The organism is Scandinavium hiltneri, from assembly GCF_024764835.1.
Classification (GTDB): Bacteria; Pseudomonadota; Gammaproteobacteria; order Enterobacterales; family Enterobacteriaceae; genus Scandinavium; species Scandinavium hiltneri.
Window position 1 is genome coordinate 133,619 of record NZ_JALIGE010000073.1, and the last position, 24,176, is coordinate 157,794.

Here is a 24,176-nt window from a genome sequence, read left to right on the forward strand (position 1 = left end):
GATCTCTGCGTTTGTTTTTTGCCAAGCTCCCGATTTCCTCGCACAATACGGTATCACTCTGATCAACCGTGAAAAACAATGCATCGCCTACACGCTTACCCTGACATTCAGGCTATGTTTCGCCGCCTGCTCATTGCGACGATAGTCGGCATTCTTGCCGCCCTTGCCGTGGCGCTGTTTCGTCACGCCATGTATCTGCTCGAGTGGCTGTTTTTGAGCGACGACAGCAAAAGTCTGGTGTACGCCGCTGGCAGCTTGCCCTGGTGGCGACGGCTGTTGACGCCTGCGCTCGGTGGGCTCGCCGCCGGGCTGCTGCTGTGGGGCTGGCAGCGTTACACTCGCCAGCGACCGCACGCCCCAACGGATTACATGGAAGCACTGGAAACCGGCGACGGACAATTCGATTACGGCTCGAGTCTGGTGAAATCTCTGGCGTCGTTGCTGGTTGTGGTTAGCGGCAGCGCCATTGGTCGCGAAGGTGCAATGATCCTCCTCGCTGCCCTCGCCGCCTCTTTCTTTGCTAAACGTTTTACGCCCAAAGACGAATGGAAACTGTGGATTGCCTGCGGAGCCGCCGCCGGGATGGCCAGCGCTTATCACGCGCCGTTGGCGGGCAGCCTGTTTATCGCAGAAATATTGTTCGGCACGTTAATGCTGGCCTCGCTCGGGCCGGTAGTGGTCGCGGCGGTGATTGCCCTGCTGATAACCAATCTACTGAGCGGTGGCCCGGCGTTGCTGTATGTGGTTCACGTCGACGCTCCACACAGTGCGGGCACTTACGGCCTGATGCTGGTGACCGGGCTGCTCGCCGGGCTCTGCGGGCCAGTGTTTATCTGGCTGATGGGTTTCACCCATTCACTCTTTTTGCGGCTCAAACTGTCTCCTCCGTGGCAGTTGGCGCTGGGCGGATTTATCGTTGGGTTGCTGTCGTTATTAACCCCTGCAGTATGGGGCAACGGCTACAGCGTGGTGCAAAGCTATCTGCTGGCGCCGCCGCTGTTTGGCGCAGTGGCGGGCGTGTTCTTGTGTAAATTGCTGGCAGTACTGTCGAGCAGCGGCTCCGGCGCGCCGGGCGGGGTATTCACGCCAACGCTGTTTGTCGGGATGGCGATTGGCATGTTGTTTGCCCGATTCTGGGGGCTATGGCTGCCGGACGGCAATGAAATGGCGGTGCTGATGGGGTTGACGGGAATGGCCACGCTGCTGGCGGCCACGACACATGCGCCAATTATGTCAACGTTGATGATCTGTGAAATGACCGGGCAGTATGCACTGCTGCCCGGCTTACTGATTTCCTGCGTGGTGGCATCGGTGCTGTCGCGGACGTTACGCCAGGACTCTATCTACCGCCAGCATGTCGCCGAACAGGGTTAAATCGACGTAGTGGCTCAGTTCACGCTGTTCCGCGCGCGGCAGATACGGGAGCTCAGCCACCAATGGCGCGGGCAATTTTTTGCTCAACACGTCGATGATTTCAGCGTAGTGTGCCAGGCCCGGGTTGATACGGTTGGCGACCCAACCGATTAACGGCAGACCATCGTTCGCAATAGCCTGAGCGGTCAGCAATGCATGGTTGATGCAGCCTTCCTGGATGCCTACCACCATAACGACCGGTAATTGTTCCTGCACGACCCATTCAGAGAGCGGGCGCAGATCGTTCATCAGACTACGCCAGCCGCCAGTGCCTTCAACCACTACGTGATCGACACGCTGGCTCAGGTCATCAAGACCTTTGGACAATAAGGTGTAGTTGATCGGGCAACTGTGCGCCACGCTGCTTTCCTCTTCGCTCAGGGCGATAGGATTGATAGCGCTATAGGGAAGTTCCGGGGTGGAAACACTTTGCAGTACCAACGCATCTTTGTTGCGCAGTCCTTCAGGCGTTTCCTTGCTGCCTTTGGCGACAGGTTTGTACCCTGCCACGCTTTTGCCATTGGCGGCCAACGCCTGCAGCAACGCGCGTGATACCACCGTCTTTCCAACAGAGGTATCCGTACCAGTAATAAAGAAACGCTTAAGCATGTTTCACTCCACAGCTTTGACGGTGAAAATATAAATCAGGGTGATAATTCAAGAACGGAGGGAGTGTAAGGGATTGGGCGAAAAGCCAGCTTGCGTTAGCGCAATTTTTAGCTTAACAATTAAAATTTGTTACCCTTGTAACAGTCTGATCAACAGAGATCCGTTATACAGCGCGTCTTTCACCAGCGCGGCGCCGGTCATGGTTCCACGGTTGCGGAACTGCGTGCTCTCGACGCTGATATGTCGACTGTAAGCAGGCAGAGACTGCTGATGGATGCAGGCGCTGATGGCCGGGAACAGAATGCTGGAAGCCTGGTTGAACGGCGAACCGATAAGAATTTTTTGCGGGTTAAATAAATTCACCATGATGGCGAGAATACGTCCGACGTGGTTCCCTACGCCACTAATGATATCCTTAGCTAATAAATCGCCCTGCACCGCCGCCTGACACAGCCATTCAACGGTCAGCGGCTGCTGATGCAGCATTGAACTTATCGATTGTTTCATCCGAATTTGCGCCAGTTCCAACACGCTTTCCACGCTGGCGATGGTTTCCAGACAACCGTGATTCCCGCAATAACAAAGCTTGCCGTACGGGTCGACCTGAGTATGGCCGATTTCCACCAGACTGCTGCTGCCCGCATGCAGTAAACGTCCGTCGGTGATAACCCCCGCCCCGACGTTATGATCGATAACCACCTGAATAACGTCGCGCGCGCCGCGAGACGCGCCGAACAGCGCCTCCGCCATGGTCCACGCGCTGATATCGTGTTGCAAATACACCGGCACGCCGGTGCGAGACTCCAGTGCTTCGCCCAGCGCCACGTCTTTTACGTCATCGTAAAATGGCATACGGTGAATGATGCCGTTTTCGGTATCAATAATGCCGGGAAGGGTTATCGCGATAGACGTTAAGCGCTCGAGCTTTTGCTGATGGCGAATGAAAAAGCGGTCGATGTGTTCGATAACGCGGTCAAGAAACGGTTTGTCATCCACCAGCGGCAGCGTTTGTTCTTCTTCTACCACCAGTTTACTGCTCAAATCACGCAGGGCGAGGTTAATTTCTCCCCGGCTGATACGCAGTGACAGATAGTGCCAGGCTTCGGTTTCCACCATCAGGCCTACCGCCGGACGCCCACGGCTACCCGGGTCCTGAATTTCAGTTTCCTGCACCAGATGCGCTTCGAGCATTTCGCGAACAATCTTGGTGATACTGGCGGGCGCAAGTTGCGCAAGGCGAGAAAGGTCGATACGCGACACCGGGCCGAGCTGATCAATCAGGCGGTATACCGCCCCTGCGTTGGTCTGCTTAATCTGATCAATATGCCCTGGCTGACTTTCTGCTACCACCGAAGACTCCCTTATTTTCGCGCTTCGAAATAAACTTTTGCTATGTTGAAGCACTTCGACGCAACTCGTCAAATTTTTACTTAGGCTTGTGATTTACCGCACATTTTTTCGTGTATTTTCGGCAAAAAAGTCGACCATTGCGGCGGCCAACAGCTGCTCGCGGAAGCGAAGTGCCGCCTGGGTTTGATCATGATGTCTGGACCACACCAGCCACATTTCCGAGACCGCGTCCTCATCACTTATCGGCAACCAGCGCATCTCATTGAGCTGAACCTTCTTAAACGAGGCCGGAAGAATCGACACACCCAGTCCGGCGGAGACCAGCCCAATAATGGTCATCGCCTCGCCCACTTCCTGAGTAATGGCGGGCGTACCGAAGCGTCTGAGCAGGCCGAGAATATCGTCATACAGGCCGGTACCAACGTGCGGATCGAAGAATACCAGCGGTTCCAGCACCATTTCTGCCAGCGAAACGGATTCGCGGTTTGCCAGCGGATGATCCCGGTGAACCATCGCCATGAGCGGCTCTAGCAAAATAACCTGCCACTCAAGGGTATCCGGCAGCTGCGTTTTACGCATCAGGCCCAAATCCAGCGCGCCTTCGCTCAGCGGCGTTATTTGCTCGCGGGTATTACTTTCCCGCGTATGGATATGAACGTCGGGATACTGACGACGAAAACGCGATAGCGTATCCGACACAGCCTTAATAAACGGCGCCGATGAGGTAAATCCAATGCGCAGTTCGCCGGTTTCCCCTTGATGCAGGCGTGCCGCCCGGGCTGCGGCGTCTTCAACCTGAATCAGGATTTGCCGACTGTCAGCCAGAAACAGCTTCCCGGCGGGCGTCAGACTCACGCTGCGGTTGGTGCGGGCGAACAGCCGGGCGCCAATCTGCTGTTCCAGGATTTGAATTTGCTGGCTGAGCGGCGGCTGGGAGATGTTCAGCCGGGCGGCAGCGTGGCCAAAATGCAGTTCTTCAGCTACCGCCACAAAGTAGCGCAGGTGTCGCAGCTCTATATTCATATGTTTAAAGTATCATTTGAGATTATTAATATATTAGACGGATTAATTGCAATTTCCTACTCTGTGTAAATGAGATAAATTCAGTGCACAACATCATTCGTGCTGCATCGCGGCGGAAAGCCCGAAGATCCCTGGGAACATGAGGGTGAAGCCCACAAAGAGGCAGCGCGAAGGATGACGTGCTTTCACGCAAGGATCTTGCTTTGAGCCGTACCTCCACCGTTGACACCGCCCCGGCCCGTGACGTCAATGATATCCGTCTTCCCGCGCCGGGCCAGTTTATCCAACGTGGAACCCCACAATTCATTCGCGTCACGCTGGCACTTTTCTCCGCCGGACTCGCTACGTTCGCCCTGCTCTATTGCGTTCAGCCAATTCTCCCGGTGTTGTCGCATGAGTTTGGCGTGTCGCCGGCCAGCGCCAGTATTTCCCTGTCGGTGTCGACCGGTTTACTGGCCGTCGGCCTGCTGTTTACCGGGCCGCTGTCGGATGCCATCGGCCGCAAACAGGTCATGGTCACCGCCCTGCTTCTGGCCTCCTGCTGTACGCTGCTGTCAACGATGATGACCAGCTGGCACGGGATACTTATCATGCGTGCGCTGATTGGCCTGTCGTTAAGCGGCGTAGCGGCGGTCGGCATGACCTATTTGAGTGAAGAAATTCATCCGAGCTTTGTCGCCTTTTCGATGGGGCTGTACATCAGTGGAAACTCGATTGGCGGCATGAGCGGGCGTTTGCTGACCGGGGTGATGACGGATTTCTTCGGCTGGCGAGTGGCGGTGGCGATGATCGGCTGTTTCGCTCTCGCGGCGGCGCTGATGTTCTGGCGCATTCTGCCCGACTCACGTCACTTTAAACCCGCATCGCTGCGTCCAAAATCACTGTTCATCAACTTTCGTATTCACTGGCGTGATAAGGGCCTGCCGCTGCTGTTCGCGGAAGGTTTTCTGCTGATGGGCGCGTTCGTGACGCTGTTCAACTATATCGGCTATCGCCTGATGATGTCGCCATGGTCACTGAGCCAGGCGGTTGTTGGCTTGCTGTCCGTGGCTTACCTCACCGGCACCTGGAGTTCCCCAAAAGCGGGCGCCATGACGCAACGCTTCGGGCGCGGCCCGGTGATGATTGGCTTTACCGCTGTGATGCTGTGCGGCCTGCTGCTGACGCTGTTCTCATCACTGTGGATTATCTTCTTCGGTATGCTGCTATTTTCCGCGGGCTTCTTCGCCGCGCACTCGGTCGCCAGCAGCTGGATCGGGCCCCGCGCCCGCCGCGCCCGCGGCCAGGCCTCGTCGCTGTATCTGTTTAGCTACTATCTGGGTTCAAGCATCGCGGGGACGCTAGGCGGGGTGTTCTGGCATAACTGGGGCTGGAATGGCGTGGGTGGATTTATCGCCGCAATGCTGGTCCTGGCGCTGATAACCGGCCGTTGCCTGCACAAGCGCCTTCACTAATTTGACCCCGCCGCTGGCGGGCGGCTTTACCACTGACCTAAAAAGGTGGTGAAGCCTACCATGTCGCGCACTGCGTCAGCTGACAGCAGTGCGATGAAAACCCAGATGAATGGATTCATAATTTGCCGCACATTGATGACCTATGATAGTGATTAGCCTGGCGTATAATTTACATTCCGCCTCATACTTTCGTCGTATTTTTGACCTCACGCGTATTTCGACGTCACTCAATGGGAATTAAGGCAAAATGGCAAACATTAACTACCAACAGCTCACCCGCACTTTCCAGCGTTTATCACGTTTTTCGCACCTCTCCTCCATTGCTGGCTGGGATATGGCTGCCATGATGCCACCGGGCGGAAGCCAGGCTCGTGGCGAAGCGCTGGCTGAATTAGGCGTGTTGCAGCATCAGATCCTGACCGACAAAAATGTGGCGAACGGCCTTGAAGCCGCACAGCAGGAAAACCTCAGCGATGACGAACGCGCGAATCTGAATGAAATGGCGCGTGCTTACCATCAGGCCGCGCTGTTGCCCGAAAGCCTGGTTGAAGCGAAATCGCTGGCAGGCAGTCGCTGCGAGCACGCCTGGCGCACCCAGCGTAAAAACAACGACTGGCAAGGCTTTGCACCGAATCTGAAAGAAGTGGTACGACTGAGTCGTGAAGAAGCCAATATCCGGGCTGAAGCCAGCGGCGGTTCGCGCTACGACGCCCTGCTCGACCTCTACGAACCGGGCATGACCAGTAGCCGCCTCGATGTGCTGTTCGCTGACCTGAAAAGCTGGCTGCCCGATTTGCTGCAAACCGTAGTCGACAAGCAGGCCAGCCGCAAACTCATCAATCCACAAGGCCCGTTCCCGACCGAAGCACAGCGCCAGCTCGGGCTGGAAACCATGACCCTGCTCGGTTTTGATTTTAACGGCGGTCGCCTTGATGTCAGTACCCATCCGTTCTGCGGCGGCGTACCGGAAGATGTGCGCATCACCACCCGCTACGACGAAAACGATCTGCTCAGCGCCCTTTTTGGCGTTATTCACGAAACCGGGCATGCGCGTTATGAACAAAACCTGCCGCGTCAGTGGGCCGGACAGCCAATTGCTCACGCGCGCTCAATGGGCGTGCATGAATCACAGAGCCTGTTCTTTGAGATGCAGCTCGGGCGCAGTGCCGCGTTCCTTAAGCATCTTCTGCCGAAAATCCAGCAGCATTTCGGCAGCCAGCCTGCGTTCAGTCTGGATAATTTCATTGCCTGGAGTCAGACGGTCGAACGCGGATTCATTCGCGTGGACGCTGATGAAGTCAGCTATCCAGCGCATGTGATCCTGCGTTATGAAATCGAACGGGCGCTGATTGATGGCCAGATTGAAGTCGATGATATTCCGGCGCTGTGGGATGAAAAAATGCAGCAGTATCTGGGGCTGTCGACAGAAGGCAACTACCGCAACGGCTGTATGCAGGATATTCACTGGACCGACGGCGGCTTCGGTTACTTCCCGTCGTATACGCTGGGCGCCATGTACGCCGCGCAGCTGTTCCAGGCCGCTCGCAAAGCGCTACCGGACCTCGACCAGAACCTGAACGACGGCAACTTCAGTCCGCTGTTCGGTTGGTTACAGCAGAACGTCTGGCAGCACGGCAGCCGCTTCAGCACGTCGGAACTTATCACCCACGCCACCGGCGAAGACCTGAATAGCCGCTATTTCCGCGAGCACTTAACCGCGCGTTATTTGTAAGTTGATGGGAGAGAGTGTGGTACAACCCGCCACACTCTTTATTTGTCAGTGAGTCAGCATTCCGGCTAGCCTGCTCAGACTGGTGTGAACCACATGCCCATATTTGGGGTGCATTGCAATCCTCAGTTGCTCAAGCTCATTTTTTTCTGCGACAAGAAACTCATCCCACTCTTGCTGCAATAATTTAAGTTCGTCCTCGCGCTGCTCTCGCCCTTTACGCGAGCGCCGCATTTCCCGCTTCAGCCTGCCGCTATCGTAGTGCAACCACAGCATCGCAAGCACAAGAAGTAGAACACCGCCCCACAGGACAGAAGAATTCCCAATCACAACTCACCCCAAAAAAATAATTAGCCTGCTATGTTACGGGTACCAAAAGGTGAATGGTGAACTTTTAATGCGGGTTTTTGGCGGCTCTGAGAGGTTTCCTCCAGCGCTACCTACCCGGAAATTTACATCATTGTGGGAAGTTCTATGGCTCGGGGAACAGTTTTCATCGTATCTCACTGATTTTTAAAGAGTGATAAAACGACAGCCGGAAGTGTACATATGGTTACACGCCGATACCAATCACTCACGGAAACCTCGGAAAGACAAGCATATAGTCTATTCAACGGCCCCGCAGTGGGGTTGAACATAGAAACCAAATTCGAGGATTTCAGAATGAAAAAAGTATTAGCTCTGGTTGTTGCCGCTGCTATGGGTCTGTCTTCTGCTGCTTTCGCTGCTGACACCGCTGCTACCGCTCCGGCTGCTGCGCCTGCTGCAACTCACGCTGCTCCGGCTAAAACCACTCATCATAAGAAACACAAGAAAGCCGCTGCAAAACCCGCTGCAGAGCAGAAAGCTCAGGCCGCTAAAAAGCACCACAAAAAAGCAGCAGCTAAACCTGCTGTAGCGCAGAAGGCGCAGGCTGCTAAAAAACACAAAAAAGCAGCAACCAAACCCGCTGTAGCGCAGAAAGCGCAGGCGGCTAAAAAGCACCACAAAAAAGCAGCAACTAAACCTGCTGTAGCGCAGAAAGCGCAGGCTGCTAAAAAACACGTGAAACACACCAAGCACCAGGCTGCTAAACCAGCTGCACAGCCAGCTGCGTAATTTCGCAACCGGTCGTACGGTCTTGTAAACTAAATCGGCGCTGTTTCAGCGCCGTTTTTTTCTGGAGAGCAATGATGCTGCGCCGCTATCGATTCGAGCTCATCCTCTTATTACTGATTGTTTGTGCCCTGGTTGCCACCCGGTTCTTTTTGTACTGAGTGTAGCACGCTGATTTTACTCCCACTTTTCATCCATCCCGTCTATAGTAATCTCATTGGGTTACCCTTTTTATAATCATAATCGCCCCTTCAGAGAGTGTTATGCACAGATCCATAGTGGTTTTACTGGGAGCCGTTTGCCTTTTTTCTCCCCTGACCCACGCTGACGATGACAGCGACGACACCGGCATCAGTGCCTCCGATCTTAAGACGCTTTTCTTTGGTCATGACGACCGCGTCAAGGTCACCAATCCTACGCAATCCCCGTGGGATGCTATCGGCCAGTTGGAAACTGCCAGCGGCAATCTTTGCACCGCGACCTTAATTTCTCCGCATCTGGCGCTGACCGCAGGACACTGCTTGTTGACGCCGCCGCGTGGCAAACTCGATAAGCCCATCGCCCTGCGCTTTGTATCGCAAAAAGGTCTCTGGCGTTATGAAATCCACGGGATAGAAGGCCGCGTTGAGCCGTCGCTCGGCAAACGCCTGAAGCCGGACGGTGACGGCTGGATTGTTCCGTCGTCTGCCGCGCCCTGGGATTTTGGCCTGATTGTGCTGCGCTATCCGCCTTCTGGTATCACTCCGTTGCCGCTGTTCGCCGGTGATAAGGATGCGCTGACCGCCGCGCTTAAATCCGCTAACCGCCAGGTGACGCAATCTGGCTATCCGCTCGATCATCTCGATTCGCTGTACACGCACAATAACTGTCTGGTGACGGGCTGGGCGCAAAGTACCGTGCTGTCGCATCAGTGCGATACCTTGCCTGGCGATAGCGGTTCACCGCTGATGCTGAAAACTGATGACGGCTGGCAGCTGATTGGCGTCCAAAGCTCAGCTCCGGCGGCGAAAGATCGCTGGCGGGCAGATAACCGCGCGATTTCAGTGACCGGTTTTCGGGACAAACTTGAAACACTGGCTGACCAGTAACGAATACTGTCGCTGCTGACGCAACTGCAGCAGCGACGTTATCGGCATCGGTTCACTGAACAAAAAACTGCAACTGTTCGCATCCTGCCAACATCATGCGAGTTTAATCATCACCATTCCGGCGATTAACAAGATTAAACCTATCCATCCTTTGTAATTAAGGCGCTGTCCAAACAGGATCCAGCCCGCTGCCAGCGTGGCAACCACGCCAAATCCGCCCCAAATTGCGTATGCCACCGAAAGATCGATACCTTTAACCGCCTGCGACAATGCGCTAAATGCGGCCAGTACCGCCACCAGCGACAATATGCCGTATATTTTTCGGCGGAAACCGTCCGAGAATTTAAGGAATATATTGGCGATGATTTCCAACACAATCGCCCCTGCCAGCCACGCGCCGTGTACCCACTCAAACTGCGGCATGGTTCACCTCCGCAGATTTGTTTTTGACTTTGCGGGTGCCAGATTTAATCAGCACAATACCCATCACCAGCGTGGCCAGCCCTGCCCCTTTCATCAGCGTCAGGCTTTCATCAAATAACAGCACGCTAAACAGCGTAATTAATAAAATACCGACGCCTTCCCACAGGGCGTAAGCCACGCCGAGCGCGATTTTTTTAACCGCGAAGGAAAGGAATATATAAGAAAGGGCAATCATGCCGAGCATTAAAATATAACCGGCATGACCATCGCTGACGCTTGCCCATTTCATCGACAAAGTGCCTGTAATTTCAGCGACGATCGCCAGACCTAATAATATCCAGTAAAACATGGTTCTTCTCCTGCCTGAGAATATAATCAGTTGCAGTTTGCGAAGAGGCGCAAACCGTAAAAAATGATTAAGTTTTAGCTCAAAGGAAGGAAAAGACTATAGCGCAGAGCGCCAGTGCTGCTCGGCAGAAAGTAAGGAATGCGTGGGGATAATGACAGATTGCAAGGAAGTCCGGGTTCTGAACGACATGTCCATAAAATTACAATTATCCGCGGGGTTGCTTCTCGTCTTTGCGGATGAAAATTGTCCTCAGTAGTTAAACACCGCGTAATTCTGGCATAGTGCAAAAATAAACTCAAAGTCTTTTCAATTCTTTACCCAGCACATTTTGTATTAATGAGTTTATTCTTACCTCACGCCGTTTTATGATGTTTGGCATCACGTTTATCAAGGATATGTTATGGCAAAGTCGGGTATTACACTTAATGGATTAAAGATAGTCATCATGCTCGGAATGCTGGTGATTATCCTCGCCGGTATTCGCTTCGCCGCTGATATTGTGGTGCCTTTTATTCTGTCACTGTTTATCGCCGTGGTGCTCAACCCGGTGGTGCAGCTGCTGGTCCGCTGGCGCGTTCCGCGTGGGCTGGCAGTCACCCTGCTCATCACCTTCATTATTATGGTGGCGGTTCTGCTGCTGTCCTATCTGGGCACGTCGCTCAACGAACTCGCCCGTACGCTGCCGCAGTATCGTTCGTCGCTGGTTGTACCGATGGAAAACCTGCAGCCGTGGCTACAGCGCTTTGGTATTGATGTATCCGTTAATGCGTTGGGGAAATACATCGATCCGAATGCGGCGATGACGCTGGTCACCGGCCTGCTGACACAGCTCACTAACGCCATGTCCTCTATTTTCCTGCTGCTTCTGACAGTGGTGTTTATGCTGTTTGAAGTGCCGCAGCTCCCGGCTAAACTGCAGCAGATGATGATGCGTCCGGTGGAAGGCATGGCGGCGATTCAAAAAGCCATCGACAGCGTGAGCCACTATCTGGTGCTGAAAACCGCCATTAGCCTGGTAACCGGGCTGGTCGCCTGGGCCATGCTCGCCGCCCTCGACGTGCGCTTTGCATTTATCTGGGGAATGCTGGCGTTTGCGCTGAACTATATTCCCAACATCGGTTCGGTGCTGGCTGCCGTCCCACCAATACTGCAGGTGCTGGTTTTAGGCAACGTCTACGATGCGCTGGTGGTGCTGGCGGGTTATCTGGCGATCAACATGGTGTTTGGCAACATTCTTGAGCCACGCATTATGGGCCGTGGGCTGGGCCTTTCCACGCTAGTGGTGTTCCTGTCGTTGATATTCTGGGGCTGGCTGCTCGGTCCGGTGGGCATGCTGCTCTCGGTGCCATTGACCATCATCGTTAAAATCGGGCTGGAGAACACCCAGGGCGGGCAAAATATTGCGGTGCTACTGAGTGATTTGAGTAAGGAATAGCAGGTGCAGATGGGCTGATTAACGTGAAATTCGTCACTCTCGCATAATCAGCCTGTCTATCTGGGCTCATTCCCGACAGGAATTACTCGTTGCCCCATGTATTCAGGAACGTCGCGATATCATCAATACGCTTCGCGTTGATCCCGGCTTCCTGAGCCATATCCTGCTGCGCTTCTTCGCTGATTTCTTCGTTATTCATCAAACGGGTGACCAGCAGCTGGAAATAATGCGCCAGAGAATCACGTTCTGCGTCGCTCACCGGCTCGGCGCATTCAGTCGAATACTCGTCCACGATGTCATAAAATTTCAATGGGATTTCGGTGTTCATTAATCGTCCTCGGGAGTTAAAATCGGCTAGCGGTGCGTTACCACATCAAATCGTCAGGCACTTTGAAATCAGCATACGGATCGTCTTCATCCTGCTCTTCCTGACTCAACGCACTGTTCAGAACGATACTGTCCGCATCACGCTGGGCAATTTTATCGGCCACACTCGCGGGGATAATGGCGTAGGTGCTGTCACCGTTTTTATCGACAAGCAGGCGCGCAATCGCCAGACGACCGCTGATCAACTGTGACTGCGTCAGCTTATCCACGACGACTTTTTTAATTAAATTGTTATCGGTGAAGTTAAAATCAATATTGCCTCGGGCAATGGTGATTTTGTTCATTTCAATCAGCTGCTTCACCTGCGCTTTATATTCTTTCGATAGCGTCGCTTGTTTTTGCTGCTCACTGAGCTCTTTATCACGCTCAAGCTGCGCTTTTTTATTCTCTTCCACGGCCTCTCTTGCCTCACGCGCCTGAACACGTGATTTTTTAGCCGTGCGCTGGACCTTGGCCATTTTTTTGCTGGACACTAATCCCGCTTTGAGCATCTGCTCTTGTAAGGTGAGTTTTGTCATCTTCGTATCTGAACCGGTTGAATAATTTAGGTGATTATACCCGTATTTTCGCGGGCGATACCAGACGGCAGGCGCTGAGTCTGGCCCGGCAACGGCCAAATTCGTCAGTCGACTGAAAATTCGCTATCATCCGTTTCCACTCGTCATCCTGGCCGCCCGATGTCTTCGATAATTGATACTTTTATTGCTCCGCCGTGTCATGACCAGATAGAAATTCTCTGGCAGGATGCGCATCTGGTGCTTATCAATAAACCCACAGGACTACTCAGCCTGTCAGGGAAAAATCCGCAGAACCTCGATTCAGTGCATCATCGGCTGGTCCAGCTTTTTCCCGGCTGTACCCTGGTTCACCGCCTGGATTTCGGCACGTCCGGCCTGATGGTGGTGGCGCGCAGTAAAGCTATCAATGCCGCTCTTTGCCATCAGTTCAGCCAGCGCACCGTGACCAAAGTGTACAGCGCCCTGCTGTGTGGCCATCTGCCCGACGACGAAGGGGTAATAGACGCGGCGATAGCCAAAGATCCGGCGCTGTTCCCACTGATGTCGATTTGCGCCATCACCGGCAAACCCGCACGTTCACGCTATCATATTATTGAGCGTTTTCATTATGCGCAGGCAGACGGGACCTCAGTGCCCGTGACGCGCGTCCAGCTAACGCCAGAAACCGGGCGCACCCATCAACTGCGCATTCACAGCCAGCTGCTCGGCCACCCTATTCTGGGCTGCGACCTGTACGGCGGGCTTCTGCCGCCAGGCTGCGAGCAGACGCCCCGCCTGATGCTGCACGCCAGCGAACTGCATTTTGTGCACCCTGTAAGCGAAGAACCGATCCACGCCCATAACCCCAGCCCGTTCTGAAAAAGAAAATCGCTTTACTTTGAAGACTGAAGGACGGGATGAATTCTCCTTAAAAATAAACATCCATTCCCTTTTCATTTCGCCTTCGGGTACATTGGCGCACTGACGTAAAATTTTCGATTTTTAACAGGTAACAACGGCCATGGCTCTTATCCCAAAAAACTACTCGCGACTGGAAAGCGGCTACCGCGAGAAAGCGCTAAAAATCTATCCATGGGTATGCGGACGCTGCTCGCGGGAGTTTGTGTATTCAAACCTGCGCGAATTAACGGTCCACCATATCGATCATGACCACACCAATAACCCGCCAGACGGCAGTAACTGGGAGTTGTTGTGTTTGTATTGTCATGACCATGAGCACTCAAAATACACAGAAGCGGACCAATACGGCACCCGTGTTGTGGCAGGTGAAGACGCGCAAAACGATGTCGATGCGGCGACGTACAATCCGTTTGCTGATTTGAAATCGATGCTCAGCAAAAAGAAATAATCTTTCCTCTTCCGTACTTTTTTTGTCGTCACCTATCCTCTTTGTTTTCCAGACCGGGCACCTGTCAGCTTTAGTGGGCGCCCGTCCTGTATTCCATCCCGTAGTCTACACTCAACCTTCCTGCTTCGATCGACATCACATAATTACATTGGAAATTATTACTCTTAGGCTAACAATCCGAACGCCAGCTTAATTGATGCTCTACTCCTAACGGAGCAGAATTACTGCAGCATAAATCCAGGCAAAAATGATTTGCTGAATCAGGAGGTTAATTATGAATACTGGCCAAACTCCGGCCCGGAACTGGAGCACGCGTCGTAGCGAAAAAGCACGTCGCGTCGCGTCCCTCCCGGTGCAGGGCAAGGTAATTCCCACCGAGGGTCTGGTGGATGCGCTGGAAAAACTGATTGCCCCCGGCGACCGTGTAGTGCTGGAAGGTAACAACCAGAAGCAAGCCGATTTCCTCTCGCGTATGCTCGCCAAAGTTAACCCGGCGAAAGTCCACGATCTGCATATGATTATGCCGAGCGTCGGACGTAGCGAACACCTTGATATCTTCGAAAAAGGCATCGCCCGCAAGCTCGATTTCTCCTTCTCCGGTCCTCAGAGCCTGCGCATTTCGCAGCTGCTGCAGGATGGTCAACTCGAAATCGGCGCAATCCATACGTACATCGAACTCTACTCCCGTCTTTACGTCGACCTGTGCCCGAACGTCGCGCTGATCGCCGGTTTTAAAGCTGACCGTAAAGGTAACCTTTATACCGGTCCGAGCACCGAAGATACGCCAGCGCTGGTTGAAGCCGCGGCCTTCCGCGACGGGATTGTTATCGCCCAGGTTAACGAACTGGTCGACGACGAATGTGACCTGCCGCGCGTCGATATTCCTGGCTCGTGGATTGACTACGTTGTCGTCGCCGATAAGCCGTTCTTTATCGAACCGCTGTTCACCCGCGACCCGCGCCTCATCAAGCAGGAACACATCCTGATGGGCATGATGGCGATTAAAGGCATCTATGCGGAACACCAGGTTCAGTCCCTGAACCACGGGATCGGCTTCAACACCGCCGCTATCGAACTGCTGCTGCCAACCTACGGCGAACAGCTCGGTCTGAAGGGCAAAATTTGTAAGCACTGGACCCTTAACCCGCATCCGACGCTGATCCCGGCGATTGAAAGCGGTTGGGTAGAAAGCGTGCACTGCTTCGGTGGCGAACTGGGGATGGAAGAGTACATCCGTGCCCGTCCGGACGTGTTCTTTACCGGTGCCGACGGCTCAATGCGCTCCAACCGCGCCTTCTGTCAGTTGGCAGGTCAGTACGCGGTCGATATGTTTATCGGCTCCACCCTGCAGATTGATGGTCTGGCGAACTCATCTACCGTTACCCGCGGTCGTCTGTCCGGTTTTGGCGGTGCGCCAAACATGGGCCATGACCCGCACGGTCGCCGTCATGCGACACCGGCCTGGATGAACATGAAAACCGATCCCGATCCGATGGTGCGCGGTAAAAAACTGGTCGTGCAAATGGTCGAAACCTTCCAGGCGGGTGCAAAACCCTCCTTCGTGGAAAAACTCGATGCGGTTGACGTGGCCCAGTCATCCGGCATGCCGCTGGCACCGGTGATGATTTACGGCGACGACGTGACCCACGTGCTGACCGAAGAAGGTATCGCCTACCTCTATCGTGCTGAAAGCATGGAAGAGCGCCGCGCGATGGTTGCAGCAGTCGCCGGGATCACCGACATCGGTCTGGGCGTTGACGCTAAGCGCGTTGCCGACCTGCGTAAGACCGGCAAAGTGGTGTACCCGGAAGACATGGGCATCCGTCGTTCAGATGCGACCCGTTCCCTGCTCGCTGCTGGCAGCGTAGCGGACCTGGTGGAATGGTCTGACGGTCTTTACAACCCACCTGCGAAATTCCGGAGCTGGTAATGAAACAGCTGTCACAGACTCATGCAGAGGTTCAGGCCGAGCGACTGGCGACACTCGCCCGCGACTGCTTGATCGACGAAGCGCGATTAAGCCCGAAGCCGGGTCTGGTGGACAGCCGGGGTAACGGTGCCCATCACGATTTGTCTTTGGCGTTGATGGAGCGTTCTGCGCACAGCCTGACCCCCACGTTTCTGCAACTGGCCCAGCAAAGCTGGCAGCGCCCCGCCAACATCGCCCTGCGCGAAACCGTCGGCCGTCTGGGACGCGAAGGCGAACAGCAGATGATGAAAGCCACCGAAGGCGTGAATACCCATCGGGGGGCTATCTGGGCGCTTGGCCTGTTAGTCAGCGCCGCCGCGATGCTAGGCGAAAGTGCCAGCGCGCAGCAGATTGCGGATACCGCAGCCAGGCTTGCCCGCCTGCCGGACAGCGCCGCGCCGAAAGTCTTCAGCAAAGGGTTGAAGGCCACGCACCGTTATCAGGTGCCTGGCGCACGTGAAGAAGCGCAACAGGCGTTCCCCCACGTGATGACGCTGGCATTACCGCAGCTGTTACGCAGCCGCGCGAACGGCGCCTGCGAAAGCGAAGCCCGTCTCGATGCGCTGATGGCGGTCATGACCTCGCTTAGCGACACCTGCGTGCTGTCTCGCGCCGGAATGACTGGCCTGAATGCTATGCAAAACGGTGCTCGTGCGGTACTCACCGCCGGGGGCTGCGCTCAACAGGCTGGACGCGAGGCTCTCGCCCGTCTTGATGCGCAAATGCTGGCGCTCAACGCCTCACCCGGTGGTGCCGCCGATTTGCTCGCCGCCACACTGTTTCTCGACAGGGTCAGCCAGCCCGCGTCTTGCTCAATTTAAAGAGGATGTTATGGAACACATTACATTGTCATTCCCTGCCAGCCGCACCTCCAGCGGCAAAGCTCTCGCAGGGGTCGTTGGTTCCGGTGATATGGAAGTGCTGTTCACCGCAGCCGCCGGGGAAACCCTCAGCATTGAAATCACCACTTCAGTGGACAACAGCACCAGCCGCTGGAATGCGCTGTTCGACCGTCTGAACCTGATTAACGGTCTGCCTGCGGGCACGCTGGTGATTCACGATTTCGGCGCGACGCCCGGCGTGGCGCGTATTCGTATCGAACAGGTTTTTGAAGAGGTGAGCCATGCGTAACGATCGCAGCTTTATTGAATTACGGGCCCGTGAACGTGCCCATGCGTTGCTGGACGACGGCAGCTACCGCGAACTGCTCGACCCGTTCGAAGGCATTATGTCGCCATGGCTGCCACAGCAAGGCGTGGTGCCACAGTCTGATGACGGCATGGTGGTCGCACGCGGTACCATCAACGGCCAGTCCGCGGTCGTGATTGCCATCGAAGGCACCTTCCAGGGCGGCAGCATGGGCGAAGTGTCCGGCGCCAAAATGGCCGCGGCGCTTGAACTGGCAGCAGAAGATAACCGCAACGGCATCCCGACTCAGGCCGTGCTGTGCCTCGAAACCGGTGGCGTTCGTTTGCAGGAAGCCAACCTCGGCCTGGCGGCTATTGCCGATATCCACGCCGCGATCGTTGACCTCCGTCGTTATACCCCGGTCGTCGGCATTATAGCTGGCACCGTCGGCTGCTTCGGCGGGATGTCCATCGCCGCCGCGCTGTGCAGCTACCTGATTGTGACCCGTGAAGCACGTCTCGGCCTGAACGGCCCGCAGGTTATCGAGCAGGAAGCCGGGATTGAAGAGTACGACTCCCGCGACCGTCCATTTATCTGGAGCATGACCGGCGGCGAAATTCGCGCTGAAAGTGGTCTGGTTGATGCGCTGGTCGGTGACGGCATCAACGCGGTGAAAACGGCGATGAACGACGCCATCGCCAAAGGCGTTCCTGCCCAAAACCGCAGCGATAAATACGAGGAGTATCTGGCTCGCTTGACCCAGTTTGATACGCGTCAGCAGGCCGATACCGCCCAGATTAAACAGCTTTTCGCCCGGGAGGTGAAATGATGACTCAGTCCAATAGCCGGGGCGCAATCTGGCTGGAAAAACTGGCCCCCAATGCCCCACGGATGAACGACCTGTGCCCTTCTGTTCAGGTCGCCGACGGTGAACTTAACGGTGAAAACGTGCGTTTTATCGCCGTGGTCCCGGATGCGAATAACCATTATCCACGCGCCGTAAAAGGCGAAGTGGGTCTGCTTGAAGGCTGGACGCTGGCAAAAGTGGTCAATGAAACCATTGATGCCGATGCCAACAGCGATGTGAAGCGCCCGATTATTGCGGTAATCGACGTGCCGAGTCAGGCCTATGGCCGCCGCGAAGAAGCCTTCGGTATTCACCAGGCGCTGGCCGGTGCCGCTGGCGCTTATGCAAAAGCGCGTCTGGCTGGTCATCCGGTTATCGGCCTTATCGTCGGTAAAGCGATGTCCGGTGCCTTCCTGGCGCACGGTTATCAGGCTAACCGTCTGATTGCTTTCAACGACCAGGGCGTTCTGGTTCATGCGATGGGTAAAGACTCCGCCGCACGGATCACCCTGCGCACCGTTGAAGCGCTGGAAAAACTGGCGGCGACCATTCCGCCAATGGCCTACGACGTGAGCAACTTTGCGACGCTGGGTCTGCTGTCTGATCTGCTGAATATCAGCAACCCGGACGCGCCAACCGATGCCGACCTGGCGCAGGTGTTAATCATCCTGCAACAGTCTGTTCGCGACGCGCGTCAGGACCCAAGTTTGAAAAACCGCCTCGGCGCGGAAAACCGCCGTAGCTCGGCTCTGGTTCGCGAACGGATGCGCGCCAGCTGGTAACGAGCAGTTGTAGTAAGAAGTCCGTAAAAAAAGACCTGCCGAAAGCGGTCGCCGTCGGGCGCAACATAGCGCCCACGGTACAGCCGCTTTAGAAAATTATAAACATCGCAAATGACCAATACGCTAAATCATTCAGGCTGGTTCAAAGCAGCAACTGAGTGAATCCCCAGGAGCTTACTGGAGTAAGTGACTGAGGTAAGAGAAGGTAGCCAACGCAGTGGCAGCCTGAAGGATGAAGCGTATTTCTTTTTTTATCTACAGGTGACTTATGACTTACGTAATTGTTCATGCCCTTGCTCCGATTTTCCTTATCATGCTGCTGGGCTTCTGGGCCGGCAAAGCCAAAATGGTCGACAACAAAAATGTGTCGCTGCTGAATATCTTTGTCATGGATTTCGCCCTGCCTGCGGCGCTGTTTAGCGCAACCGTGCAGACGCCGTGGTCGGGTATTGCCGCTCAGTCTCCGCTGATTGTCGTTCTGACTGGCGCAATGTGGATAACCTACGCGGCTATCTACTTCCTCGCGACCAAGGTCTTCAAGAAGTCTCCGCAGGATGCTGCGGTTCTGACGCTGACCGTTGCACTGCCGAACTATGCGGCGCTGGGCCTGCCAATTCTGGGCAGCGTTCTGGGTGAAGGTTCTGCAACTTCCCTGTCCGTCGCGGTGTCTATCGCCTGTGGTTCCGTACTAATGACCCCGTTCTGCCTGCTTATCCTTGAGCGTGAAAAAGCGCTGGCTGCCGGCGAAAACAGCGGTTCTACCCTGGCAATGCTGCCCGTGTTGATGTGGCGTTCGCTGAAAAAACCTATCGTCATGGGCCCGCTGCTGGGTGTGATTCTGTCGGCGATTGGTATCAAAATGCCGGACCTGGTGCTGTCTGCAATTAAACCGCTGGGCCTGTCTGCAACTGCCGCAGCCCTGTTCCTGACCGGTGTTATCCTGTCTGCCCGTAAGCTGAAAATGAATGCGGTCGTGGGTATTGCCACCATCACCAAGCTGCTGATTCAGCCGTTCATCGCCTGGGGTATCGTTCTGGCGTTCGGTCTGCACGGCTCCGTGGCAATTACCGCTATCCTGATGATTGCGCTGTCCGCGGGTTTCTTCGGCGTGGTGTTCGGTAACCGCTTTGGCGTTCAGTCTCCAGATGCAGAAGCCGTGCTGCTGTTGAGCTCCGTTCTGTGTATCCTGTCGTTACCGCTGTTCATTACCTTAACTTCAGGCATGTAATATGACTTTCACATCGCGCCCCCACGATTTGCTGTGGCTGAGCAACGCTGACGCTTTACTGAATATTCAGGAAGCATGGGTAGCAAGCCAGTGGCACACCGGTCTTCCGGTGGTGGTCCGGCGCGATGTGAATGACAACGCTGATATCCCGGTGGGCGTACGCGGCATGAAGCGCGAACAACGCGCCGCCGGATGGGTGAAAGCAGAGGCCATTTCCCGCGTCGTCACGCCCGAAATGCTCGCCGATCGCGAACGTCTGCTGCATTCCCCGTTTGTCTCTCAGCCGCCTGTTCAGGCGGCTATTTTACTGACCACCTTTGCGTGGCCGTGGCATTGGGGTATTACCGGTAGCACCGGTTATGCGCTCGCCACCGAAATTCCCGTCCTGCACGCTGAGAGCGATCTCGACTTGATCATCCGCGCCCCACAGCCGCTGACTCACGATGAGTTATGCCAGTGGCAGGCGCAGGTGGAAAAACTGCCGTGCCGGGCGGACACTCAGGTTGAAACGCCCTTCGGCGCGTTCGCGTTAAACGAATGGCTACGCGAAGGACGCGTATTGCTCAAAACCGCCTCCGGCCCGCAGCTGACCGCGACGCCGTGGCACAGGGAGCCATAATGAAAATTCTCTTTACCTTCCCCGGCCAGGGCACTCAGCGCCCCGGTATGCTGAAAAATCTGCCCGAAGGCGACGCAATTCTGGCTGACGTGCGTGCCGTGCTCGGCGATGAAACCGACACTCTGGATAGCGCCGATGCGTTACAGCACACGCGTGCGGTGCAGCTGTGTTTACTGATAGCCGGCGTGGCGTGGGCGCGTGAATTAATGCGTCATGACGTCAAACCCGATATCGTCAGCGGCCTGTCGATTGGGGCCTATCCCGCGGCAGTGATGGCCGGTGCGCTGGCCTTTGATGATGCGCTGCGCCTGGTGGCGCTGCGTGGTGATTTGATGGAGCAGGCATATCCGCACGGCTATGGCCTGACGGCGATTGTCGGCCTGCCCCTGTCCCGCGTCGAAAAGCTGATGGCGGGCACACAGACGTACATCGCCAATCTGAATGCCGAAACGCAGATTGTGATTGCCGGAAGTAATGAGGAGATGGCGATTGTGGCGCACAACGCGGTGGAAGCCGGGGCCAGTAAGGCGACTCGCCTTGCAGTCAGCGTGCCGTCGCACTGCGCGCTGCTGGATAAACCCGCTGAAAAGCTGGCTCACGCCTTTGAATCCGTGACGTTGTCACGCCCACAGCGTGCGTATCTGAGTGGCTCTACGGGCCGCGTGCTGTGGGAGCCCCTGAAAATCGCCGACGATTTAGCCTATAACATGGCGCGAACCGTGCAGTGGCAGGACGCCATGGTGTCCGCCAATCAGCGTGACGCCCGACTCGCCATTGAAATGCCGCCGGGCAGCGTATTAACCGGACTGACGCATCTTTCAGGCTGGCAAGGCGAAGCAATTTGCCTGGAGCGTAACAGCGTTGAGGTTGCGCAGCACCTGCTGAAACGCCTTAGCCGCTGATGCTTCGGGCATACATGCGCCCTTCTGCCGCCAGCGCCAGCAGGTCCTGATCGCGCTCGCGATGATGTGAATAGACAATCGAAATCAGCTGGCGCATCTGATACGGTTCCGCCAGTTTCAGCAACTGCACATCGTTCTCGTACACTTTCTTCATTCGCCCTGGGATCAGGGCAAATCCGACCCCCGCCTGCACCAGACTGATCATCGAGAAAATGTCATTTACGCGGGTCACAATCTCCGGTTCAAAACCGGCGACGCTGAACGCTTCCTGAAACCCGGCGTAGGTGGCAAACCCTTCCGCCAGCGAGACAAATTTCCGATCGGCGTAATGGCGCAGGTCGGCATCCTGGGCAGTGTCCAGCGCGACGCTGGCCGGTGCGGCGAGAAAAATATCGTCGTGAAACAGCGGAATGACGTCGAATTTCGACCCGGTGAATTCGCCTTCGTTGGTGGAAATCAGAATAGCGTCGAGGGCGTCATCTTCGAGCATATCCAGCAACATCTGGTTCGAGCCCATGGTCAAATCCAGCTCCAGCGACGGACGGCGCAGCTTCATGCCCATGATGATTTTCGGCACCGTTTCCAGGGTCAGCGAATACAGTGTGCCAATACGCAAACGTCCACGTCCGACGCCTGCCACTTTTCGCGTCTGCTCCAGCCCTTTACTCATCAGGCTTATCACATCCTGGCAGTATTCCAGCAGTGTCCATGCCGCTGGCAGAGGTACCAGATTACGGCCTTTATGGACAAACAGCGGACAGCCAACGCCCTCTTCAAGGGTGTGCAGCGCGCGGTGCACACTGACGCTGCTCAGCCCCAGCGCTTCCGCGGTGCGGGCGATATTGCCTTTATTCATAAACATCATAAAAACGCTGAGCTTGCGGAAGGTAATGTCCTGATTGATGTCGTCTTTCATGGCTGTCCGGTTTCGTATCGCTGAGTTGAATGATTATACCCGTAATTATTCATAACCCGTTGAAACCGTATCACACTGACATTACCTGGCCCGTATGCCTTACGGCGAGGCCACTTTTCCCCGCGCCTGTTTATCGGCATAAATCGTCATCGTAATCCCCACAATCACCGTCACCGTTGACACCACCAGCTGAAGCGTCAGGTGTTCGCCGAGAAACGCCACACCGCCCAGCGCGGAAATGCACGGCACACTCAGCTGAACGGTACTGGCCGTTGAAGAGGTCAACGTCGGCACGATGGCGTACCACAACGCATAGGCCGCGCCAGACGTAACCCCTCCTGATATCAGGGCCAGTATCACGCCGTGCGTGTCCGCGTGCGCCATCGGATTGAGGGTCAGCGACAGCAGCGCCGCCACGGGAACGGCCAATATAAAGCTGCCCGCCGTCGCCGCCGTGGCGTTGTGAACGCTTTTCCCTGCGATGCTATAGGCCGCCCAGCCAGCCCCGGCCAGCATCATGGTTGCCGCCGGAACGTACGGTGGACTGTTCGCCCCAGGCAGCAGCAGCCAGCAAATTCCCACTGCCGCCAGCGCAATCCCGGCACTTTTCAGCCGGGTTAATTTCTCACCCCGATAAATCCCCCAGCCCGTCATCACCAACTGCACCGTACCAAACAGCAGCAGCGCGCCTTCGGCAGTACCGAGATGAACATAGGCGATAGAAAAGGAAATGGCATAGACGGCAAGGAAAAGTGCGTTTTTCACCTTCCACTCAATTCGGCGATTCAGGAACGGTTTCTGCAGCAGGAGATACAACACAATTGCACCGCTCAGCAGGCGCAGACTGCTAAAAGACAGTGGATCAATATGCACATCTTTGAGCGCAATCCGGCACAGGATCGAGTTCGCGGCGAATGCGAACATGGCTAGCGTGATTTTACCCGTCATGAATATTCTCTTGTTGAGCGCTCAATTCTGCACGTAAGCATCGCATAAGGCCTGGGGGATTTCTCCCCCTACTGGCTGAAAGCTGTTGCGAACCGGTTTTATTTGTCTATTTTTCAGCATGCTGCGCGTTCTTGCGAAATAAAACCGATGATGGTTGATGAAGGGTTTACGCTAACAAAGGCAATATGCCCACATTATTTTTGGGTGTATTTACTATTCACCCTTCATCTTTCCCATTATTAATGCCGAGGTTTATTTTGAAGCATTTGATGTATTTTATGATTGCATTACCCTGTATTGCTTTTGCCAATGACTATAACTTCGATGAGCATACATTCAGATCGAATTACCATGAATACAGCATTGGTGACAAAGCGCCGGACATCAATTTCACTAAAGACTACAACATCACTTCATGGCGTATAAGGCATTTGCCCGCGCCGAAACCGGGGACATTCTGGAGCTATATGGATGGTACCTACGTCTTACTCAGAAACAGCGACCATAAAATAATTGATGCTAAATCTTCTGATATCTTTTATCGCCATATGAAAGACTGATATCCCTTTCTGCGTCGCCGATGTTAATGCTATTCAATTCATAGGCATAAATACGC

Annotated in this window: 30 protein-coding genes; 18 read left to right on the plus strand and 12 right to left on the minus strand. The window is 55.1% G+C overall.

The annotated features are described in order from the left end of the window. The first annotated feature begins 78 nt into the window (after positions 1 to 78). On the plus strand, positions 79 to 1,374 hold the full coding sequence (clcB, locus tag MUU47_RS11445) for a voltage-gated ClC-type chloride channel ClcB (protein WP_258988330.1): 1,296 nt from the start codon (positions 79 to 81) through the stop codon (positions 1,372 to 1,374). Here clcB and bioD read toward each other — a convergent pair. The 3 genes from bioD to ynfL form a co-directional block, all read right to left on the minus strand. Further along, positions 1,327 to 2,022: a dethiobiotin synthase gene (gene bioD / locus MUU47_RS11450; protein WP_258988331.1), complete on the minus strand. Its 696-nt coding sequence runs from the start codon at positions 2,020 to 2,022 to the stop codon at positions 1,327 to 1,329. The two genes, clcB and bioD, sit on opposite strands and share 48 nt — an antisense overlap. A 129-nt stretch (positions 2,023 to 2,151) precedes the next feature. Then, a complete protein-coding gene (gene mlc / locus MUU47_RS11455; RefSeq protein ID WP_258988332.1) occupies positions 2,152 to 3,372 on the minus strand; it encodes a sugar metabolism global transcriptional regulator Mlc in 1,221 nt (406 codons plus the stop codon). Between the two features lie 93 nt (positions 3,373 to 3,465). Next, positions 3,466 to 4,395, minus strand: coding sequence for a multidrug efflux transcriptional activator YnfL/SxtR(Kp) (gene ynfL / locus MUU47_RS11460; RefSeq protein WP_258988333.1), 930 nt, complete (start codon positions 4,393 to 4,395; stop codon positions 3,466 to 3,468). 203 nt (positions 4,396 to 4,598) lie between these two features. On the opposite strand from ynfL, the gene ynfM reads away from it, so the two are divergent. Further along, positions 4,599 to 5,849 carry a multidrug efflux MFS transporter YnfM/SxtP(Kp) gene (ynfM, locus tag MUU47_RS11465; protein ID WP_258988334.1) on the plus strand — a complete coding sequence of 417 codons (1,251 nt, stop codon included), beginning with the start codon at positions 4,599 to 4,601 and terminating at the stop codon, positions 5,847 to 5,849. A gap of 26 nt (positions 5,850 to 5,875) precedes the next feature. On the opposite strand, the gene MUU47_RS23515 is transcribed toward ynfM, so the two are convergent. Further along, entirely contained in the window at positions 5,876 to 5,968 is a 93-nt protein-coding gene (locus MUU47_RS23515; protein ID WP_374684545.1) for a KPN_01571 family protein, read from the minus strand. 128 nt (positions 5,969 to 6,096) lie between these two features. Between MUU47_RS23515 and MUU47_RS11470 the strand changes: the two genes are divergently transcribed. Beyond that, positions 6,097 to 7,581: a carboxypeptidase M32 gene (locus MUU47_RS11470; RefSeq protein ID WP_258988335.1), complete on the plus strand. Its 1,485-nt coding sequence runs from the start codon at positions 6,097 to 6,099 to the stop codon at positions 7,579 to 7,581. Between the two features lie 45 nt (positions 7,582 to 7,626). Here MUU47_RS11470 and MUU47_RS11475 read toward each other — a convergent pair whose 3' ends face one another. Then, entirely contained in the window at positions 7,627 to 7,908 is a 282-nt protein-coding gene (locus tag MUU47_RS11475) for a hypothetical protein (protein WP_258988336.1), read from the minus strand. Between the two features lie 333 nt (positions 7,909 to 8,241). On the opposite strand from MUU47_RS11475, the gene asr reads away from it, so the two are divergent. The 3 genes from asr (at position 8,242) to MUU47_RS11485 (ending at position 9,761) form a co-directional block, all read left to right on the plus strand. Further along, positions 8,242 to 8,676, plus strand: coding sequence for an acid resistance repetitive basic protein Asr (asr, locus tag MUU47_RS11480; RefSeq protein ID WP_258988337.1), 435 nt, complete (start codon positions 8,242 to 8,244; stop codon positions 8,674 to 8,676). Between the two features lie 74 nt (positions 8,677 to 8,750). Next, positions 8,751 to 8,834: a small membrane protein YdgU gene (ydgU, locus tag MUU47_RS23645; protein WP_509908863.1), complete on the plus strand. Its 84-nt coding sequence runs from the start codon at positions 8,751 to 8,753 to the stop codon at positions 8,832 to 8,834. Between the two features lie 102 nt (positions 8,835 to 8,936). After that, positions 8,937 to 9,761 (plus strand): trypsin-like serine peptidase, encoded by an 825-nt coding sequence (locus MUU47_RS11485; RefSeq protein WP_258988338.1) that lies wholly within the window; start codon positions 8,937 to 8,939, stop codon positions 9,759 to 9,761. A 93-nt stretch (positions 9,762 to 9,854) separates the two neighbouring features. Here MUU47_RS11485 and mdtI read toward each other — a convergent pair whose 3' ends face one another. From mdtI to MUU47_RS23650, 3 genes are all read right to left on the minus strand, one after another. Continuing rightward, positions 9,855 to 10,184 carry a multidrug/spermidine efflux SMR transporter subunit MdtI gene (gene mdtI / locus MUU47_RS11490; RefSeq protein WP_110508297.1) on the minus strand — a complete coding sequence of 110 codons (330 nt, stop codon included), beginning with the start codon at positions 10,182 to 10,184 and terminating at the stop codon, positions 9,855 to 9,857. Continuing rightward, complete coding sequence (gene mdtJ, locus MUU47_RS11495; protein ID WP_258988339.1) at positions 10,171 to 10,533, minus strand: multidrug/spermidine efflux SMR transporter subunit MdtJ; 363 nt, start codon at positions 10,531 to 10,533, stop codon at positions 10,171 to 10,173. Before mdtJ ends, mdtI begins: the two co-directional genes overlap by 14 nt. Positions 10,534 to 10,629: 96 nt before the next feature. After that, positions 10,630 to 10,728: a protein YdgV gene (locus MUU47_RS23650; protein WP_509908862.1), complete on the minus strand. Its 99-nt coding sequence runs from the start codon at positions 10,726 to 10,728 to the stop codon at positions 10,630 to 10,632. Between the two features lie 205 nt (positions 10,729 to 10,933). Here MUU47_RS23650 and MUU47_RS11500 point away from each other — a divergent pair, with 205 nt between their 5' ends. Beyond that, positions 10,934 to 11,968: an AI-2E family transporter gene (locus MUU47_RS11500; RefSeq protein WP_258988341.1), complete on the plus strand. Its 1,035-nt coding sequence runs from the start codon at positions 10,934 to 10,936 to the stop codon at positions 11,966 to 11,968. Between the two features lie 82 nt (positions 11,969 to 12,050). On the opposite strand, the gene MUU47_RS11505 is transcribed toward MUU47_RS11500, so the two are convergent. Both MUU47_RS11505 and MUU47_RS11510 read right to left on the minus strand, forming a co-directional pair. Beyond that, the gene (locus tag MUU47_RS11505; protein ID WP_110508300.1) at positions 12,051 to 12,296 is read right to left on the minus strand and encodes a YmjA family protein; all 246 of its coding nucleotides are present in this window, start codon (positions 12,294 to 12,296) and stop codon (positions 12,051 to 12,053) included. Between the two features lie 37 nt (positions 12,297 to 12,333). After that, a complete protein-coding gene (locus tag MUU47_RS11510; RefSeq protein ID WP_258988342.1) occupies positions 12,334 to 12,873 on the minus strand; it encodes a DUF2058 domain-containing protein in 540 nt (179 codons plus the stop codon). Between the two features lie 159 nt (positions 12,874 to 13,032). Here MUU47_RS11510 and MUU47_RS11515 point away from each other — a divergent pair, with 159 nt between their 5' ends. The 10 genes from MUU47_RS11515 to mdcH all read left to right on the plus strand — a co-directional run bounded on the left by MUU47_RS11515 (position 13,033) and on the right by mdcH (position 21,696). Continuing rightward, positions 13,033 to 13,731, plus strand: coding sequence for an RluA family pseudouridine synthase (locus MUU47_RS11515; protein WP_258988343.1), 699 nt, complete (start codon positions 13,033 to 13,035; stop codon positions 13,729 to 13,731). 142 nt (positions 13,732 to 13,873) lie between these two features. Continuing rightward, entirely contained in the window at positions 13,874 to 14,221 is a 348-nt protein-coding gene (yajD, locus tag MUU47_RS11520; RefSeq protein ID WP_159768129.1) for an HNH nuclease YajD, read from the plus strand. A 274-nt stretch (positions 14,222 to 14,495) separates the two neighbouring features. Then, a complete protein-coding gene (mdcA, locus tag MUU47_RS11525) occupies positions 14,496 to 16,151 on the plus strand; it encodes a malonate decarboxylase subunit alpha (protein ID WP_258988344.1) in 1,656 nt (551 codons plus the stop codon). Beyond that, positions 16,151 to 17,011, plus strand: coding sequence for a triphosphoribosyl-dephospho-CoA synthase (locus MUU47_RS11530; RefSeq protein WP_258988345.1), 861 nt, complete (start codon positions 16,151 to 16,153; stop codon positions 17,009 to 17,011). Before mdcA ends, MUU47_RS11530 begins: the two co-directional genes overlap by 1 nt. Positions 17,012 to 17,021: 10 nt before the next feature. Further along, entirely contained in the window at positions 17,022 to 17,321 is a 300-nt protein-coding gene (gene mdcC, locus MUU47_RS11535; RefSeq protein WP_258988347.1) for a malonate decarboxylase acyl carrier protein, read from the plus strand. Next, positions 17,314 to 18,147, plus strand: coding sequence for a biotin-independent malonate decarboxylase subunit beta (locus MUU47_RS11540; RefSeq protein WP_258988348.1), 834 nt, complete (start codon positions 17,314 to 17,316; stop codon positions 18,145 to 18,147). Before mdcC ends, MUU47_RS11540 begins: the two co-directional genes overlap by 8 nt. After that, the gene (mdcE, locus tag MUU47_RS11545) at positions 18,147 to 18,947 is read left to right on the plus strand and encodes a biotin-independent malonate decarboxylase subunit gamma (RefSeq protein ID WP_258988588.1); all 801 of its coding nucleotides are present in this window, start codon (positions 18,147 to 18,149) and stop codon (positions 18,945 to 18,947) included. Before MUU47_RS11540 ends, mdcE begins: the two co-directional genes overlap by 1 nt. A 268-nt stretch (positions 18,948 to 19,215) precedes the next feature. Beyond that, on the plus strand, positions 19,216 to 20,175 hold the full coding sequence (locus tag MUU47_RS11550; protein WP_258988349.1) for an AEC family transporter: 960 nt from the start codon (positions 19,216 to 19,218) through the stop codon (positions 20,173 to 20,175). Between the two features lies 1 nt (position 20,176). Beyond that, complete coding sequence (locus MUU47_RS11555; RefSeq protein WP_258988351.1) at positions 20,177 to 20,794, plus strand: malonate decarboxylase holo-ACP synthase; 618 nt, start codon at positions 20,177 to 20,179, stop codon at positions 20,792 to 20,794. Further along, entirely contained in the window at positions 20,794 to 21,696 is a 903-nt protein-coding gene (gene mdcH / locus MUU47_RS11560; RefSeq protein WP_258988352.1) for a malonate decarboxylase subunit epsilon, read from the plus strand. The genes MUU47_RS11555 and mdcH overlap by 1 nt, the downstream gene beginning before the upstream one ends. Here mdcH and MUU47_RS11565 read toward each other — a convergent pair. Continuing rightward, entirely contained in the window at positions 21,686 to 22,612 is a 927-nt protein-coding gene (locus tag MUU47_RS11565) for a LysR family transcriptional regulator (protein WP_258988353.1), read from the minus strand. The two genes, mdcH and MUU47_RS11565, sit on opposite strands and share 11 nt — an antisense overlap. Positions 22,613 to 22,711: 99 nt before the next feature. Continuing rightward, on the minus strand, positions 22,712 to 23,560 hold the full coding sequence (locus MUU47_RS11570) for a DMT family transporter (RefSeq protein WP_258988354.1): 849 nt from the start codon (positions 23,558 to 23,560) through the stop codon (positions 22,712 to 22,714). Between the two features lie 278 nt (positions 23,561 to 23,838). On the opposite strand from MUU47_RS11570, the gene MUU47_RS23520 reads away from it, so the two are divergent. After that, positions 23,839 to 24,120, plus strand: coding sequence for an RcnB family protein (locus MUU47_RS23520; RefSeq protein ID WP_374684749.1), 282 nt, complete (start codon positions 23,839 to 23,841; stop codon positions 24,118 to 24,120). Positions 24,121 to 24,176: the final 56 nt, after the last annotated feature.

Bases quoted from the DNA above. Each gene is read 5' to 3' on its own strand.
- clcB (WP_258988330.1), top strand. From the start codon at position 79: ATGCATCGCCTACACGCTTACCCTGACATTCAGGCTATGTTTCGCCGC.
- bioD (WP_258988331.1), bottom strand. From the start codon at position 2,022: ATGCTTAAGCGTTTCTTTATTACTGGTACGGATACCTCTGTTGGAAAG.
- ynfL (WP_258988333.1), bottom strand. From the start codon at position 4,395: ATGAATATAGAGCTGCGACACCTGCGCTACTTTGTGGCGGTAGCTGAA.
- MUU47_RS23515 (WP_374684545.1), bottom strand. From the start codon at position 5,968: ATGAATCCATTCATCTGGGTTTTCATCGCACTGCTGTCAGCTGACGCA.
- MUU47_RS11470 (WP_258988335.1), top strand. From the start codon at position 6,097: ATGGCAAACATTAACTACCAACAGCTCACCCGCACTTTCCAGCGTTTA.
- asr (WP_258988337.1), top strand. From the start codon at position 8,242: ATGAAAAAAGTATTAGCTCTGGTTGTTGCCGCTGCTATGGGTCTGTCT.
- ydgU (WP_509908863.1), top strand. From the start codon at position 8,751: ATGCTGCGCCGCTATCGATTCGAGCTCATCCTCTTATTACTGATTGTT.
- MUU47_RS11485 (WP_258988338.1), top strand. From the start codon at position 8,937: ATGCACAGATCCATAGTGGTTTTACTGGGAGCCGTTTGCCTTTTTTCT.
- mdtI (WP_110508297.1), bottom strand. From the start codon at position 10,184: ATGCCGCAGTTTGAGTGGGTACACGGCGCGTGGCTGGCAGGGGCGATT.
- mdtJ (WP_258988339.1), bottom strand. From the start codon at position 10,533: ATGTTTTACTGGATATTATTAGGTCTGGCGATCGTCGCTGAAATTACA.
- MUU47_RS23650 (WP_509908862.1), bottom strand. From the start codon at position 10,728: ATGGACATGTCGTTCAGAACCCGGACTTCCTTGCAATCTGTCATTATC.
- MUU47_RS11500 (WP_258988341.1), top strand. From the start codon at position 10,934: ATGGCAAAGTCGGGTATTACACTTAATGGATTAAAGATAGTCATCATG.
- MUU47_RS11505 (WP_110508300.1), bottom strand. From the start codon at position 12,296: ATGAACACCGAAATCCCATTGAAATTTTATGACATCGTGGACGAGTAT.
- MUU47_RS11510 (WP_258988342.1), bottom strand. From the start codon at position 12,873: ATGACAAAACTCACCTTACAAGAGCAGATGCTCAAAGCGGGATTAGTG.
- MUU47_RS11515 (WP_258988343.1), top strand. From the start codon at position 13,033: ATGTCTTCGATAATTGATACTTTTATTGCTCCGCCGTGTCATGACCAG.
- yajD (WP_159768129.1), top strand. From the start codon at position 13,874: ATGGCTCTTATCCCAAAAAACTACTCGCGACTGGAAAGCGGCTACCGC.
- mdcA (WP_258988344.1), top strand. From the start codon at position 14,496: ATGAATACTGGCCAAACTCCGGCCCGGAACTGGAGCACGCGTCGTAGC.
- MUU47_RS11530 (WP_258988345.1), top strand. From the start codon at position 16,151: ATGAAACAGCTGTCACAGACTCATGCAGAGGTTCAGGCCGAGCGACTG.
- mdcC (WP_258988347.1), top strand. From the start codon at position 17,022: ATGGAACACATTACATTGTCATTCCCTGCCAGCCGCACCTCCAGCGGC.
- MUU47_RS11540 (WP_258988348.1), top strand. From the start codon at position 17,314: ATGCGTAACGATCGCAGCTTTATTGAATTACGGGCCCGTGAACGTGCC.
- mdcE (WP_258988588.1), top strand. From the start codon at position 18,147: ATGACTCAGTCCAATAGCCGGGGCGCAATCTGGCTGGAAAAACTGGCC.
- MUU47_RS11550 (WP_258988349.1), top strand. From the start codon at position 19,216: ATGACTTACGTAATTGTTCATGCCCTTGCTCCGATTTTCCTTATCATG.
- MUU47_RS11555 (WP_258988351.1), top strand. From the start codon at position 20,177: ATGACTTTCACATCGCGCCCCCACGATTTGCTGTGGCTGAGCAACGCT.
- mdcH (WP_258988352.1), top strand. From the start codon at position 20,794: ATGAAAATTCTCTTTACCTTCCCCGGCCAGGGCACTCAGCGCCCCGGT.
- MUU47_RS11565 (WP_258988353.1), bottom strand. From the start codon at position 22,612: ATGAAAGACGACATCAATCAGGACATTACCTTCCGCAAGCTCAGCGTT.
- MUU47_RS11570 (WP_258988354.1), bottom strand. From the start codon at position 23,560: ATGACGGGTAAAATCACGCTAGCCATGTTCGCATTCGCCGCGAACTCG.
- MUU47_RS23520 (WP_374684749.1), top strand. From the start codon at position 23,839: ATGATTGCATTACCCTGTATTGCTTTTGCCAATGACTATAACTTCGAT.